Origin of the sequence: Arenimonas sp. (assembly GCF_041913985.1) — a bacterium.
GTDB lineage: Bacteria > Pseudomonadota > Gammaproteobacteria > Xanthomonadales > Xanthomonadaceae > Arenimonas.
In genome coordinates this window covers 71549-85444 of record NZ_JAYSEG010000011.1, presented here as the reverse complement: position 1 = coordinate 85444, position 13896 = coordinate 71549, and the positions used below count along the sequence as shown (strand labels likewise).

The window sequence follows — 13896 nt, the reverse complement described above, 5'->3', positions numbered from 1 at the left end:
CCCCCGCCTAAGCCGGGCTCACACGCCCCCCTTTTTTCCCTGGGGGGGTCTCCTGCTACTACCGGCCCCGGCCGCAAAAAACCCCCCCCCCCCCCCCTTCTTCTACAGGGCCGGGTGCAGGGCGCAGCGGATGACGCGCAGGCCCAGGCGGCCGAGGCGGCGGTTGAGTTCGGCCTTGAGCGAATCGGCCAGGGTGGGCGCGTCGTCGTTGGCGGCCGGCAGGCTGGCCAGGGCGTCGCGGGCCTGGTCGGTGACCAGGGCGTCCACCCGGTCCAGGGCTTCGCCGGCCTGGGCCGGGTCGAGGATCTGGTAGTAGAGCTCGGCATGCGGGCCGTCGCCCTCGCGGACTTCCAGGTGGTGGCCGATCAGGCAGACCGGCTGGCCCAGGTGGTCCAGCCCCGGCAGGGTCCAGCGCCAGCCCGGCCCCAGGGCCCGCACGAAGCGGCCGAACCGGTGCACGGTGACCACGCTGTTGTCCGGCACCCGGCGGAAGCCGGTGAGCCAGGCCAGGGGTGCCAGGGGCAGCGGGAGGGGCAGCAGGGGCGACATGAAAGTCATATTGGGCGGGGGGTTAGCCAGTTTTGCTGAAGCATAATCTAGGAAACGTGACCGGTTTCACAATTCGGACACCCCGGGCTTGACCCGGACGACCGGGCCGGGCCCATGGCTTCCCGCCCCCCGCCCGGGTTAGAACTGCCCCATGCCCACCGTCCTCGTCACCGGCGCCACCGGCTTCCTCGGCCAGCACCTGCTGCGCGAACTGCTCGCCACCGGCGCCAGCGTGCGCGGGCTTGCCCGTTCCGCCGAAGGCGAAGCGGCCGTCGCCGCCACGGGCGCCCAGCCCGTGCGCGGGCACCTGGGCGACGCCGACGCGCTGCGCGCCGCGGTGGAAGGCGTGGAGGCGGTGTTCCATACCGCCTCGGACACCAACAACTGGGGACCGCGCGACGCCGCGCAAACCGAAACCAACGTCGGCGGCACCCGCCGCCTGCTCGCCGCCGCGCGCGAGGCGGGCGTGGGCTGCTTCGCCTACACCTCCAGCGTCTCGGCCTATTCGCACCGGGTGCACGGCACGCTGCGCGAGGACGTGCCGCAGCGCGGCGCCGGCTCGTGGATCAACTACGAGCGCAACAAGTACGCGGCCGAACGCCTGGTGCGCGAATCCGGCCTGCCCTTCCTGGTGCTGCAGCCCTCGCACATCCTCGGCCCCGGCGACCGCAACAACTGGTCGAACCTGATCCGCCTGCTCGACGCCGGCAAGCTGCCCGGTTCGCCGCCCGGTTCCGGCGCCTTCGCCGACGTGCGCGAGGTGGCGCGGGCCCACGTGCGCGCCTGGCAGGGCAGCGCGCGCGACGAAACCTGGCTGCTCGGCGGCGAACACGCCACCTTCCTGGCGCTGATCCAGGAAGCCGGCCGCCAGCTGGGCAAGCCGGCGCCAAAGAAAGCCATGCCGGCCGCCGCGCTGCGCGCCTACGCCCGCGTGCTCGACCTGGCTTCGCGCCTCACCCGCCGCCCGCCGGAACTGACCCCCGCGGCGGCGGCCTTCACCTGCCACCACCTGCAGGTGGATTCCACCAAGGCCGAACGCGAACTGGGTTACCGCGCCACGCCGCTGCCGCAGCTGCTGGCCGACACCATCGCCTGGCTGCGCGAGGAAGGCCTGCTCTCGCCTCAGGTCGAGGCGAGGCCGTAACGCTCGAGGATGTCGTCGGCCGAGGCCGGCTTCGAGAACAGGTAGCCCTGGCCCAGGCTCAGGCCCAGCAGGCGCAGCTGGTAGCGCTGCTCCTCGGCCTCGATGCCCTCGGCGATCACTTCCAGCCCCAGCGAATCGGCCAGCAGCCGGATGGCGCGCACGATGGCGGTGCTGCCGCCGCTCTCGCCGCTGCGCAGTTCGGCCACGAAGCTGCGGTCGATCTTCAGGCCGTGCAGCGGGAAGCGGTGCAGGTAGCTCAGCGACGAATAGCCGGTGCCGAAGTCGTCGAGCAGGGTGAGCACGCCGGCCTCGCGCAGGCGCGCCAGGCAGGCCTGCACCACCTCGGGCTGCTCGAGCAGCGCGCCTTCGGTCACTTCCAGCCGCAGGTTCACCGGCTTCACGCCGTGGCGCCCCATCAGCTCGAGCAGGCGCTGGTCGAAGTCGGGCGCGCGCAGGTGCCGGGGCGAGACGTTGAGCGTGGTGTAGGCGCGGCCCGAGGCCAGCCGGGCGATGTCGCTGCAGACGCGGTCGTAGATCTGCCAGTCCATCTGCTCGAGCGCGCCGGTTTCCTCGGCCGTGCCCATGAATTCGCCCGGCGCGCACAGGCCGCGCACCGGGTGGTGCCAGCGCATCAGCGCCTCGAAGCCCACCAGGTGGCCGTCGGCGAGCGTGAGGATGGGCTGGTAGTGCGGCACGAATTCCTGGCGCTGCAGCGCGCGGCGCAGGTCGCCTTCGAGTTCGAGCAGCTTGAGCGCGGCCTCGTGCAGGTGTTCGTCGAACAGCGCGTAACGCTGGCGGCCGGTGGCCTTGGCGCGGTACATGGCCACGTCGGCGTCGCGCAGCAGCTCTTCCGGGCTGCGGTAGCGGCCGTCCACCAGGGCGATGCCGATGCTGGCCGAGGTGTAGAGCTCCTTGCCGGCGATGCGCATGGGCTCGGCCAGGGCGTCGATGACGCGTTCGGCCACCGCCACCGCGTCTTCGGCGGTGTGGATGAAGTCGAGCACGATGGCGAATTCGTCGCCGCCCAGGCGCGCCACCATGTCCGGGTCGCGCACGCAGCGGCCGATGCGGCGCGCGGCTTCCTTCAGCAGTTCGTCGCCCACCAGGTGGCCGACCGAGTCGTTCACCACCTTGAAGCGGTCGAGGTCGAGGAACAGCACCGCGAACAGCTGGCCCGGGTCGTGCCGGTAGCGCGACAGCGCCATGCCCATGCGGCCCAGCAGGTGGCTGCGGTTGGGCAGGCCGGTGAGCGTGTCGTGCATGGCTTCGTGCTTGAGCTTGTGTTCCATGCGCTCGCGCACCGAGATCTGGTCGAGCAGCTCGCGGTTGGCCTCGGCCAGCTCGCTGGTGCGCGCGGCCACGCGCTGCTCGAGCTCGGCGTAGGCCTCGCGCAGCGACTCATGCGCCTGGCGCCGTTCCAGCGCCTGGGCGATGTGGAAGGACACGAAGCTCAGCAGCTCCTGGTCACGCTTGGTGTAGAGGTAGTCGGGCGTGTAGCTCTGCACGGCGATGACGCCGGCCACCCGGCCCTCGATCTGCAGCGGCACGCCCAGCCAGCAAACGGAAGGCGTGCCGAAGGACTGCACTTTGCCCTCGGCCACCAGGTTGTGGATGCCGTCGCGGTCGGCCAGCAGCGGCGCGCCCGTGGCCAGCACGAATTCGGTGAGGCCCTTGGCCAGGCGCCGGCGCGGGCGCGCCTGGTCGCGTTCGTCCACCGAGTACGGGAAGTCCAGCTCCTGCCCGTCGGGCGTGAGCAGGGCGATGAAGAAGTTGCGGGCGTCGAGCAGGTCGCTGACGATGCCGTGCACTTCGGCGTAGAACACCTCGATGCTCTCGCTGCGCCCGGCCTGCTCGGCGATGCGGAACAGCGCCGCCTGCAGCTTCTCGCTGCGCTCGCGTTCGACCACCTGCTCGCGCAGCTCGCGCGTGCGTTCGTCCACGCGGTGCTCCAGCTCGGCCTTGGCGTCGCGGCGGGCCAGCGCGGTGAGGATGTGCTGGGCCACGTAGCTGAGCAGCGCGCGGTCGTCCTCGCTGTAGCGGCTCTGCGGGTCGTAGCTCTGCACCACCACGGCGCCGCGCACTACGCCCTCGTCCACCATGGGCACGCCCAGCCAGTCCTCGCTGTCGGGGCCCAGGGATTCGTCGCGGGTCACGCCCAGTTCCACCCGCACGTCGGTGGACGGGCCCAGCACGGGCCGGCCCAGGCGGATCAGCGCCAGGGTGAGGCTGTTGCCCATTTCGCTGGCCGGGATCTCCTCGTCCGGGTCGGGCTGCACCGGGTCGAGGCTGTCGGCGAAGTAGATGAAGCGCATCGTGTCGCGCTCGGGCGAGTAGCGCACGATGTAGAAGTTCTCGGCGTACATCAGCCGGCCGACGATCTCGTGCAGGCCCTTCATCACCGTGGCGGTGTCCTCGCCGGAGCTGGCGAGGTCGGAAATGGCGAACAGGGCGCGCTGGAGCTTCTCGGCGCGGCCGAGGCGCTCCACGTCCACCCGCAGCCGCTCGACCTCGGCGGCGAGCGCGGCCGGGTCGCCGGCGCGCAGGCGCACCGGCGTGGTCTGGGCGTCGCTGGCGGACAGCGTGTGGTGCGGCATCAACGGCTTACCTTCCCCTCCCCCGGGGTCCGGCCCGAGTGTATCAGCCCGCCCGGACCGTGCCGGCCAGCACGGCACCGGTGGGGCCGGCGGCGACCAGCCGGCCCTGGTCGAGCACCGCGCAGCGTTCGGCCAGGGCCCGCGCCGCGGCGAAGTCGTGGGTGATGAACAGCAGGGCCAGGCCCTGTTCGCGCTTGAGCCGGCCCAGCAGCGCCAGGATGCCGGCGCGGTGCTGGGCGTCGAGCGCCGACACGGCTTCGTCGCACACCAGCAGTTCCGGGCGGGTGGCCAGGGCGCGGGCGATGGCCACGCGCTGGCGCTGGCCGCCGGAAAGCTGGTGCGGCCAGCGGCTGGCCAGCGCGGGGTCCAGGCCCACGGCCGGCAGCAGTTCGGCGACGCGGGCGGCGCGCGCGGCGGCGTCGCCGATGCCATGGATGCGCAGCGGTTCGGCCACCAGGTCGTGCACGCGCAGGCGCGGGTCGAGCGAGGCGTACGGGTCCTGGAACACCACGCCGATGCGCCGGCGCAGCGCGCGCAGGCCGCTGCGGTCGGCGGCCAGCAGGTCCTGGCCGTCCAGGCGGATGCGGCCGGCCACGCCGCGCTTCACCAGCCGCAGCAGGGCGCGGCCGAGGCTGGACTTGCCGCTGCCGCTTTCGCCCACCAGCGCCAGGCATTCGCCGCGGCGCAGCTCGAGCGTGATGTCCTGCACGGCCGGGCGCGCCGCGCCGGGGTAGGCCACGGCCACGGATTCCAGCTGCAGCAGCACCGGGCCGGGCGTGGAGGGCGCCGGCGCGGGCAGGCGGTCGGCGGCCAGCAGTTCGCGGGTGTAGGCGTGGGCGGGGGTGGCGAACACCGCGGCGGTGTCGCCGCGTTCCACCAGTTCGCCGCGCTGGAGGATGGCCAGCTGCTGCGCATGCGCGGCCACCAGCGGCAGGTCGTGGCTGACCAGCAGCACGGCCAGGCCGAGCTCGCGGCGCAGCTGGTCGAACAGCGCCAGTGATTCGCGCGCCAGCCGCGGGTCCAGCGCCGAGGTGGGTTCGTCGGCCAGCAGCACGCGCGGCGCGCCGGCCAGGGCAAGCGCGATCAGCACGCGCTGGCGCTGGCCGCCGGAGAGCTGGTGCGGGTGGCGTTCGAGCAGCGCGTCGGGCTCGGGCAGCTGCAGGCGTTCGAACAGCGCGCGCGCCTCGCGCCTTGCATCGTCCCGGCCCAGGCCGCGCAGCACGCGCAGGCTTTCGCGCAGCTGCGCGCCCACGGTGCGCAGCGGGTGCAGGCTGGCCTGCGGATCCTGCGGCACCCAGGCGAGGTAGCGGCCGCGCAGCGCCGCGTGTTCGGGCGAGCCCAGGGCGATGTCGGCGCCCTGGCCGACGTGCAGGCGGCCGCGCGCCGCCAGGCCCGGCGGCAGCAGGCCCAGCAGCGCGGCCACGGTGAGGCTCTTGCCGCTGCCGCTTTCGCCCACCAGCGCCAGGCATTCGCCGGCGGGCAGCGCCAGGTCGAGCGGGCCCAGCAGGCGGCGCTCGCCCGCGTGCACTTCCAGGCCGGTCAGGCGCAGCGCGTCTTCTTCGGCCATGTCAGGGTGCCCCGCGCACGTCGAGCCAGTCGCGCAGGCCGTCGCCCAGGAACTGGAAGGCGGCCAGCGTGGCCACCAGGAAACCGGCCGGGAACAGCAGCGACCAGGGCGCCACGTCGAGTTCCTGCGTGCCCTCGCTGAGCAGGCTGCCCCAGCTGGCCGCGGGTTCGTCCACGCCCAGGCCCAGGAAGCCCAGGAAACTTTCCACCAGGATGGCCTGCGGCAGGATCAGGCCCAGGTACACCAGGCCCAGCGGCAGCAGGTTGGGCAGCAGGTGCCAGCGCAGTACCTGGTCGAAGCGGGCGCCGGCGGCGCGCGCCGCCAGCACGAAGGGCATCTCGCGCAGGCGCGCGGCTTCGGCGCGGGCCACGCGCGCCAGGTCGATCCACACGTAGCCGCCGATGGCCGCCAGCAGCAGCCACAGCGAGCGCCCGAACAGCGCCAGCAGCAGGATGACGATCAGCAGGAAGGGCAGCGCCGAGAGCACGTCGAGCAGGCGCACCATGGCGCGCTCGACGCGGCCGCCGGCGTAACCGGCCACCGCGCCGAAGGCCAGGCCGATCACCAGCGCCACCGCCGTGGCCAGCGCGCCTACGGTGAGCGAGAGGCGGCCGCCGGCCAGCGTGCGCGCCAGGATGTCGCGGCCGATGGCGTCGGTGCCGAACCAGTGCGCGGCCGAGGGCGGCGACGACAGCGCGGTCCAGTCGGGGCGGTGCGGGTCGGGCAGGTCGAGCAGCCAGGGCCCGCCCCAGCACGCCAGCGCCAGCGCACCCAGCAGCCACAGGCAGGCGCGGGCGGAGCGTGGCAGGGAACGGTGCGGGTGCATGGGCGGCATCTTAGCCGCCGGGCCGGGGGGCGTATCATGGACGCATCCTTTCCGAGGAGCCGAGGCATGGCCTTCCCGTACACCCGCATGCGCCGCATGCGTCGCGACGATTTCTCCCGCCGGCTGATGCGCGAGCACCGGCTCAGCGCCGACGACCTGATCCTGCCGGTCTTCATCCACGAACTTTCCGGCCGCGCGCCGGTGGCCTCGATGCCCGGCGTCGAGCGCCAGTCCATCGACGAACTGCTGCGCACCGCCGAGCAGGCCGTGGAGCTGAAGGTCCCGGCGCTGGTGCTGTTCCCGGTCACCGCGCCCGAGGCCAAGTCGCTCGACGCCGTGGCCGCCTGGGACGAAAACGGCCTGGCCCAGCGCGCCATCCGCGCGCTCAAGCAGCGCTTCCCGCAGCTGGGCGTGATCACCGACGTGGCGCTCGACCCCTACACCAGCCACGGCCAGGACGGCCTGGTGGACGCCAGCGGCTACGTCACCAACGACGACACCGTGGAGGCGCTGGTGAAGCAGGCGCTCTCGCACGCCGACGCCGGCGCCGACGTGGTCTCGCCCAGCGACATGATGGACGGCCGCATCGGCGCCATCCGCGAGGCGCTGGAAGAGGCCGGCCACCTCAACACCCGCATCCTGGCCTACAGCGCCAAGTACGCCTCGGCCTTCTACGGCCCCTTCCGCGACGCGGTGGGCAGCGCCGGCGCCCTGGGCAAGGGCAACAAGTACACCTACCAGATGGACCCGGCGAACTCCGACGAGGCCCTGCGCGAAGTGGGCCTGGACCTCGACGAGGGCGCCGACATGGTGATGGTGAAACCCGGCCTGCCCTACCTCGACATCGTGCGTCGTGTGAAGGACCACTTCGGCGCGCCCACCTTCGTCTACCAGGTGAGCGGCGAGTACGCGATGCTCAAGGCCGCCGCCCTCAACGGCTGGCTCGACGAACGTGCCTGCGCGCTCGAGGCGCTCACCGCCATCAAGCGCGCCGGCGCCGACGGCGTGCTCACCTACTTCGCGCTCGACGCGGCGCGCTGGCTCAAGGAGGAATGACATGACCGCCCGTTACGCCGTGTTCGGACACCCGGTGGTGCACTCGCTGTCGCCGCGCATCCACGCCGCCTTCGGCAGCCAGCTGGGCATTCCCATGGAATACGCCGCCGTCGACGCGGCGCCGGCCGATTTCGAGCGCGCGCTGGCCCATTTCGCCGAAACCGGCGGCCTCGGCGCCAACATCACCCTGCCGCACAAGGAAGCCGCGCTGGCCCTGTGCACGCAGCTGGGCGACCGGGCCCGCCGCGCCGGCGCCGCCAACACGCTCACCCGCCGCGCCGATGGCTGGCATGGCGAGAACACCGACGGCATCGGCCTGGTGCACGACCTCACCGAACGCCGCCGGCTCGACCTGCGCAGCCGCCGCGTGCTGATGGTGGGCGCCGGTGGCGCCGCCCGCGGCGTGGCGCCGGCCCTGCTCGACGCCGGCATCGACGAGCTCTGGGTGGTCAACCGCACGCCCGAGAAGGCCGACGCGCTGGTCGATGCCATGGGCGAGCCCGGCCGCGTGCATTCGCGCTACTGGGCCGACCTGCGCAACCTGGGCACCTTCGACATGATCGTCAACGCCACCTCGGCCGGCCGCGGCGGTTCGCCGCTGGAACTGCCGTTCACGCTGGCCACCGCGCGCACCCTGGCCGTGGACCTGAGCTACGGCGAAGCCGCGGGCCCGTTCCTGGCCTGGGCGCAGGCCGCCGGCTGCGAAACGCGGGTGGACGGCCTGGGCATGCTGGTGGAGCAGGCGGCGGAAAGCTTCGCGATCTGGCACGGCCGGCGCCCGGACACCGACCCGGTGTACGCCTCGCTCAGCGCCCGCGCCGACGCCCTGCACACCGCCGACTGATGGACTGCCGGGCCGGCTGCGGCGCCTGCTGCATCGCGCCCTCGATCAGTTCGCCCATCCCGGGCATGCCGCACGGCAAACCCGCCGGCATGCCCTGCGTGCAGCTGGGCGACGACTACCGCTGCCTCATCTTCGGCTCGCCGGAACGGCCGGCCGTGTGCGCTTCGCTGCGGCCGTCCGACGGCATGTGCGGCGCGAACCGCGACGAAGCCCTGGCCGGCCTGCTGGCGCTGGAGCGGGCCACGGCCTGAGCCGCGGCGGGGCTCAGCCCGCCAGGTACTCGTCCTTCAGGCGCACGTAGTGCTTGGCGCTGTAGTACAGCTGCTCGATTTCCTTGTCGGAAAGGTGGCGCACCGGCTTGGCCGGGTTGCCCAGCCAGAGCTCGCCGGCCAGCACCTTCTTGCCGGGCGGCACCACCGCGCCGGCGCCCACGAAGCCGTGGTCCATCACCTCGGCGCCGTCGAGCACGGTGGCGCCCATGCCGATCAGCACCGCGTTGCCGATGGTGCAGGCGTGGATGATGGCGCCGTGGCCGATGGTGACGTCGTCGCCGATGAGCGTCGGGAAGCCGTCGGGCCGCGTGTAGGGGCCGTCGTGCGTCACGTGGATGATGGTGCCGTCCTGCACGTTGGTGCGGGCGCCGATGCGGATGTGGTTCACGTCGCCGCGGATGACGCAGCCGGGCCACACCGAGCTGTCTTCGCCCAGGTGCACGTCGCCGATGACGGTGGCGGCCGGGTCCACGTAGGCCCGGGCGCCGAGGGTGGGCAGGATGCCCCGGAAGGGTCGGATGTTCATGGGCCGATTCTACCCCCGGGAATTCGCGCCCGCCTTACGGTGCTTGGTCGTAAGATGATCCGATGGACACCCCCGCCCACCCCGACGACGACCTGCGCCCCCTGCTGGCCCAGCTGAGGGCCGCCCACCGCCGCCAGCCGCCCGGCTACCGCCAGCGCATGGACGACCTGGGGAAGCTGGGCGAGGCCGTGCGCCGGCACCGGGACGACCTGGTGAAGGCGGTCTCGGCCGACTTCGGCCGCCGTTCGCGCCACGAAACCCTGGCCGCGGACATCATGACCACGCTCGACGAGGTGGCCTACCTGCGCCGCAAGCTGCGCGGCTGGATGCGCCCCGAGCGCCGCGGCGTGAACTGGGCGTTCCTGCCCGCGCGCGCCGAGATCCGCCGCCAGCCGCTGGGCGTGGTGGGCATCGTGGCGCCCTGGAACTACCCCATCCAGCTGGCCCTGATCCCGCTGGCCGACGCCATCGCCGCCGGCAACCACGCGCTGGTGAAGCCCTCCGAGCACACCCCGCGCACGGCCGAGCTGCTGGCGCGGCTGATCGGCGAAGTCTTCCCGCCCGAGCGCGTTTCCGTGGTGCTGGGCGACGCCGCGGTGGGCGCGGCCTTCACCCGCCTGCCCTTCGACCACCTGGTGTTCACCGGCTCCACCACGGTGGGCCGCGCGGTGATGGCGGCCGCGGCGCCGAACCTGGTGCCGCTGACGCTGGAGCTGGGCGGCAAGTCGCCGGCGCTCATCGCGCCCGGTTACCCGGTGGAGCATGCCGCCGAGCGCATCGCCGCCGGCAAGTGCTTCAACGGCGGCCAGACCTGCGTGGCGCCCGACTACGTGCTGGTGCCGCGCGCGCAGCGCGACGAGTTCGTGCGCGCCTACCTCGCCTCGCTGCGCCGGCGTTACCCCACGCTGGCCGGCAACCCCGACTACACCGCCGTGGTGAACCACCGCCAGGCCGACCGCCTGCGCGCCTGGCTCGACGACGCCCGCGAGCGCGGCGTGAGCGTGGTGCAGCACCGTCCCGACAGCGAATCGCCGCCGCCGGGCGTGGAGGTGATCCCGCCCACGGTGCTGCTGGATCCGCCGGACGACGCGAAGGTGATGCAGGAGGAAATCTTCGGCCCGCTGCTGCCGGTGAAGTCCTACGACAGCCATGACGAGGCCATCGCCTACATCCAGGGCCGCGACCGCCCGCTGGCCTTCTACCCCTTCGACCGCGACCGCGCGCGCCTGCGCCATACGCTCGACGCCATCGTCGCCGGCGGCGTGTGCGTGAACGACACGCTCATCCACTTCGGCCAGCACGAGCTGCCCGTGGGCGGCGTGGGCCCCAGCGGCATGGGCCAGTACCACGGCGAGGCCGGCTTCCTGGCCTTCAGCAAGCCGATGCCGGTGCTGTACCAGCCGCGCCTGAACGGCATGTTCGTGTTCGACCCGCCCTACCGGAAGCTGGCCGACTTCGTGGTGAAGTTCCTCACCCGCTGATTGAAACGGCGGCGCGCGCCGCCATCTGTGAAGCCATGGACATCAAAACCAACCCCCTGCTCGCCGACGCCGAACTGCCGGCGTTTTCCGCCATCGCGCCGGAACACGTGAACCCCGCCATCGACGACGTACTGGCCGGCTTCCGCGCCGAAGTGGACCGGCTGGTGGCCGATCCCACGGCCCGCGACTTCGCCCGCCTGATGGCGCCGCTCGAACGCTGGGAGGAAAAGCTGGGCCGCACCTTCTCGCCGGTGTCGCACCTGCACGGCGTGAAGGATTCGCCGGCGCTGCGCGAGGCCTATTCCGAGGCGCTGGAGAAGCTCACCGAACACGGCACCGAACTGGGCCAGAACCGCGGCCTGTACGCGGCGGTGAAGGCCCTGCACGACGCGCCGGAATTCGCCGCGCTCGACCGCGCCCGCCGCGCGCTGGTGGAAGACAGCCTGCGCGGCTTCGAGCTCAGCGGCGTGGCACTGGAAGAGCCGGCGCGTTCGCGCTTCAAGGCCATCCAGAACGAACTGAGCAAGCTGGAAACCGAATTCGAGGAAGCCGTGCTCGACGCCACCGACGCCTGGTCGCGTCCGGTGCCGGAGGACGAGCTGGCGGGCCTGCCGGACTCGGCCCGCGGCCTGCTGCGCGCCATGGCGCAGGAAAAGGGCGCCGAAGGTTACCTGGCCACGCTGAAGGGCCCGGTGGTGCAGGCGGTGCTCACCTTCGCCGACGCCCGCGCGCTGCGCGAGGAGCTCTACACCGCCTACAACACCCGCGCCTCCGAGCAGGGCCCGCACGCCGGCCGCTTCGACAACAGCGAGCGCATCGGCCGCATCCTGGCCCTGCGCCACGAGGCCGCGCAGCTGCTGGGCTTCGCCTCGGCCGCGCACGTGTCGCTGGCCGACAAGATGGCCGGCACGCCGGAGCGCGTGCTGGGCTTCCTGCGCGAACTGGCGGCCAAGGCGCGGCCGGTGGCGCAGCGCGAGCTGGAAGAGCTGCGCGCCTTCGCCGCCACGCTGGGCATTCCCGACCTGCAGCCCTGGGACGTGGCCTACGCCTCCGAGAAGCTGCGCGAATCGCGCTTCGCCTTCAGCGAGGAAGACCTCAAGCCCTATTTCCCGCTGCCGGCGGTGATGCAGGGTCTGTTCACCGTGGCCGAGCGCGTGTTCGGCATGCGCCTGGTGGAGCGCGAGGGCGTGGAGGCCTGGCACCCGGACGTGCACTACTTCGACGTGGTGGACCACGACGGCAGCGTGCGCGCCGGCGTCTACCTCGACCACTACGCCCGCGCCGGCAAGCGCGGCGGCGCCTGGATGGACGTGTGCCGTTCGCGCCTGCGCGACGGCGACGCTGAGCACAAGCCCGTCGCCTACCTGACGTGCAATTTTCCCCCGCCTTCCGGCGATGCCCCCGCGCTGCTCACGCACGACGACGTGGTCACGCTGTTCCATGAGTTCGGCCACGGCATCCACCACCTTCTCACGGAAGTGGACTGGCCCAGCGTGGGCGGCATCAGCGGCGTGGAGTGGGACGCGGTGGAGCTGCCCAGCCAGTTCATGGAGAACTTCGCCTGGCAGCGCGAGGCGCTGGACCTGTTCGCCAGGCACTGGCAGACCGGCGCGCGCCTGCCCGACGAGCTGTACGCGAAGATGCTGCAGGCGCGGCATTTCCACGCCGGCCTGTTCCTGGTGCGCCAGCTGGAGTTCGCGCTGTACGACTTCCGCATGCACCTGGAATTCGACCCGGTGCGCGGTCCACGCACGCTGGAGCTGCTGGCCGAGGTGCGCGACGAGGTGGCGGTGGTGAAGCCGCCGCACTGGCACCGCGGCCCGCACGCGTTCACGCACATCTTCTCGGGCGGCTATTCGGCCGGTTACTACAGCTACCTGTGGGCGGAAGTGCTGAGCGCCGACGCTTTCTCGGCCTTCGAGGAGGCCGGCGTGTTCGACGCCGCCACCGGCGCCCGCTACCGCCGCGAGATCCTGGCGGTGGGCGGCTCGCGCCCGGCCCTGGAAAGCTTCGTCGCCTTCCGCGGCCGCGAACCCGACCCCGAAGCCCTGCTCCGCTCCTACGGCCTGGCGGCCTGAGGCGCGCCGCGGTAGATCATGTAGACGTCGGCGCGCTGGTAGTGGCTGCCGGGTTTGACGCCCGGCTGCATCTCGAAGCCGACGCTCTCGTAGAGCTTGAGCGCGGGCTGCAGGCGGCGCTGCGATTCCAGGAACAGCTCGCTGCCGCCGAGGCGGTGGAACTCGGCGATGGCCGCTTCCATCAGCTTGCGCCCGATGCCCAGGCCCTGGTGGCCGCCGGTCACCGCCATCTTGGTCAGCTCGTACACGCCGGGGCCGTCGGGCATCAGCGCGCAGGTGCCCACCACTTCGTCGCCGACCAGCGCGAACAGGATGCTGCCGCCGGGCGCGAGGATGTGTTTCTCCGGCTCCGACAGCACCGCGTGGTCGATGGGCTCGATCTTGAAGTACTTGGCCAGCCACTCGGCGTTGAGCCGGTAGAAGTGTTCGCGCAGTTCGGGCGCGAACGGCATCACGCGCAGCTCGGCGGTTTCCAGCGCGCGCACGCGCCGCGTCACGTCGGCGGGCAGCGGGCGTTCGTCGAGGCTGGCTTCGTACTGCGACAGGGCGGAGAGCAGGTCGACGCCGGTGTCCATGATGCGGCGCTCGACGCTGGCGCGCATGGCCTGCCAGAGCGGCCGTGCGCGGCGCAGTTCCTCCTCGGCCCGCGGCGTGAGCGCCAGCACGCGCTGGCGCCGGTCGCCGCCCTTCTGGCGCGCCAGGAAACCTTCGCGGGTGAGCTTGTTGGCCAGCTGGCTCACGGCCGAATGCGTGAGCCCCACCTCGCGGGCGATGTCGCCCACGGCCATCGGCCCGCGCTGCTGCAGCAGCCGCAGCACCGGGAACCAGCGCGCCTGCAGGCCGATGCCGTGCTCCCGGTAGATCTGGTCCACCAGGTCGTAGCTGCGGTCGCTCAGCGCCTTCAGGCGGCTCGCCAGGGCCAAGGTGCCCTGTTCGGAAAGGAAGCTCATGGCTGTCTC

The 13896-nt window shown here is 72.5% G+C and carries 12 protein-coding genes; 6 read left to right on the top strand and 6 right to left on the bottom strand.

The features are described from left to right. Nucleotides 1–102 precede the first annotated feature (102 nt). Nucleotides 103–549 carry a hypothetical protein gene (locus ACE3Q2_RS05685; protein ID WP_374473348.1) on the bottom strand — a complete coding sequence of 149 codons (447 nt, stop codon included), beginning with the start codon at nucleotides 547–549 and terminating at the stop codon, nucleotides 103–105. Between the two features lie 151 nt (nucleotides 550–700). Between ACE3Q2_RS05685 and ACE3Q2_RS05680 the strand changes: the two genes are divergently transcribed. Beyond that, a complete protein-coding gene (locus ACE3Q2_RS05680) occupies nucleotides 701–1693 on the top strand; it encodes an NAD-dependent epimerase/dehydratase family protein (protein WP_374473347.1) in 993 nt (330 codons plus the stop codon). On the opposite strand, the gene ACE3Q2_RS05675 is transcribed toward ACE3Q2_RS05680, so the two are convergent. The 3 genes from ACE3Q2_RS05675 to ACE3Q2_RS05665 are packed head-to-tail and all read right to left on the bottom strand — an operon-like array spanning nucleotide 1672 to nucleotide 6680. Next, complete coding sequence (locus tag ACE3Q2_RS05675; protein ID WP_374473346.1) at nucleotides 1672–4287, bottom strand: EAL domain-containing protein; 2616 nt, start codon at nucleotides 4285–4287, stop codon at nucleotides 1672–1674. The genes ACE3Q2_RS05680 and ACE3Q2_RS05675 overlap by 22 nt on opposite strands. 43 nt (nucleotides 4288–4330) lie before the next feature. Continuing rightward, a complete protein-coding gene (locus ACE3Q2_RS05670) occupies nucleotides 4331–5854 on the bottom strand; it encodes an ATP-binding cassette domain-containing protein (RefSeq protein ID WP_374473345.1) in 1524 nt (507 codons plus the stop codon). Between the two features lies 1 nt (nucleotide 5855). Then, nucleotides 5856–6680 carry an ABC transporter permease gene (locus tag ACE3Q2_RS05665; RefSeq protein WP_374473344.1) on the bottom strand — a complete coding sequence of 275 codons (825 nt, stop codon included), beginning with the start codon at nucleotides 6678–6680 and terminating at the stop codon, nucleotides 5856–5858. A 66-nt stretch (nucleotides 6681–6746) separates the two neighbouring features. Between ACE3Q2_RS05665 and hemB the strand changes: the two genes are divergently transcribed. From hemB to ACE3Q2_RS05650, 3 genes are read left to right on the top strand one after another with little or no spacing between them, the layout of a single operon-like run. Beyond that, nucleotides 6747–7736: a porphobilinogen synthase gene (gene hemB, locus ACE3Q2_RS05660; RefSeq protein ID WP_374473343.1), complete on the top strand. Its 990-nt coding sequence runs from the start codon at nucleotides 6747–6749 to the stop codon at nucleotides 7734–7736. A 1-nt stretch (nucleotide 7737) separates the two neighbouring features. Continuing rightward, a complete protein-coding gene (gene aroE / locus ACE3Q2_RS05655; protein WP_374473342.1) occupies nucleotides 7738–8580 on the top strand; it encodes a shikimate dehydrogenase in 843 nt (280 codons plus the stop codon). Then, nucleotides 8580–8831 carry a YkgJ family cysteine cluster protein gene (locus tag ACE3Q2_RS05650; RefSeq protein ID WP_374473341.1) on the top strand — a complete coding sequence of 84 codons (252 nt, stop codon included), beginning with the start codon at nucleotides 8580–8582 and terminating at the stop codon, nucleotides 8829–8831. Before aroE ends, ACE3Q2_RS05650 begins: the two co-directional genes overlap by 1 nt. 13 nt (nucleotides 8832–8844) lie before the next feature. On the opposite strand, the gene ACE3Q2_RS05645 is transcribed toward ACE3Q2_RS05650, so the two are convergent. Continuing rightward, nucleotides 8845–9378, bottom strand: coding sequence for a gamma carbonic anhydrase family protein (locus ACE3Q2_RS05645; protein WP_374473340.1), 534 nt, complete (start codon nucleotides 9376–9378; stop codon nucleotides 8845–8847). A 62-nt stretch (nucleotides 9379–9440) separates the two neighbouring features. On the opposite strand from ACE3Q2_RS05645, the gene ACE3Q2_RS05640 reads away from it, so the two are divergent. Together ACE3Q2_RS05640 and ACE3Q2_RS05635 are read left to right on the top strand one after the other, a co-directional pair. After that, nucleotides 9441–10859, top strand: coding sequence for a coniferyl aldehyde dehydrogenase (locus tag ACE3Q2_RS05640; RefSeq protein WP_374473339.1), 1419 nt, complete (start codon nucleotides 9441–9443; stop codon nucleotides 10857–10859). 35 nt (nucleotides 10860–10894) lie between these two features. After that, entirely contained in the window at nucleotides 10895–12937 is a 2043-nt protein-coding gene (locus ACE3Q2_RS05635) for a M3 family metallopeptidase (RefSeq protein ID WP_374473338.1), read from the top strand. Here the strand turns inward: ACE3Q2_RS05635 and ACE3Q2_RS05630 are convergent. Next, complete coding sequence (locus tag ACE3Q2_RS05630) at nucleotides 12919–13887, bottom strand: GNAT family N-acetyltransferase (RefSeq protein WP_374473337.1); 969 nt, start codon at nucleotides 13885–13887, stop codon at nucleotides 12919–12921. The two genes, ACE3Q2_RS05635 and ACE3Q2_RS05630, sit on opposite strands and share 19 nt — an antisense overlap. Between the last annotated feature and the right edge of the window lie 9 nt (nucleotides 13888–13896).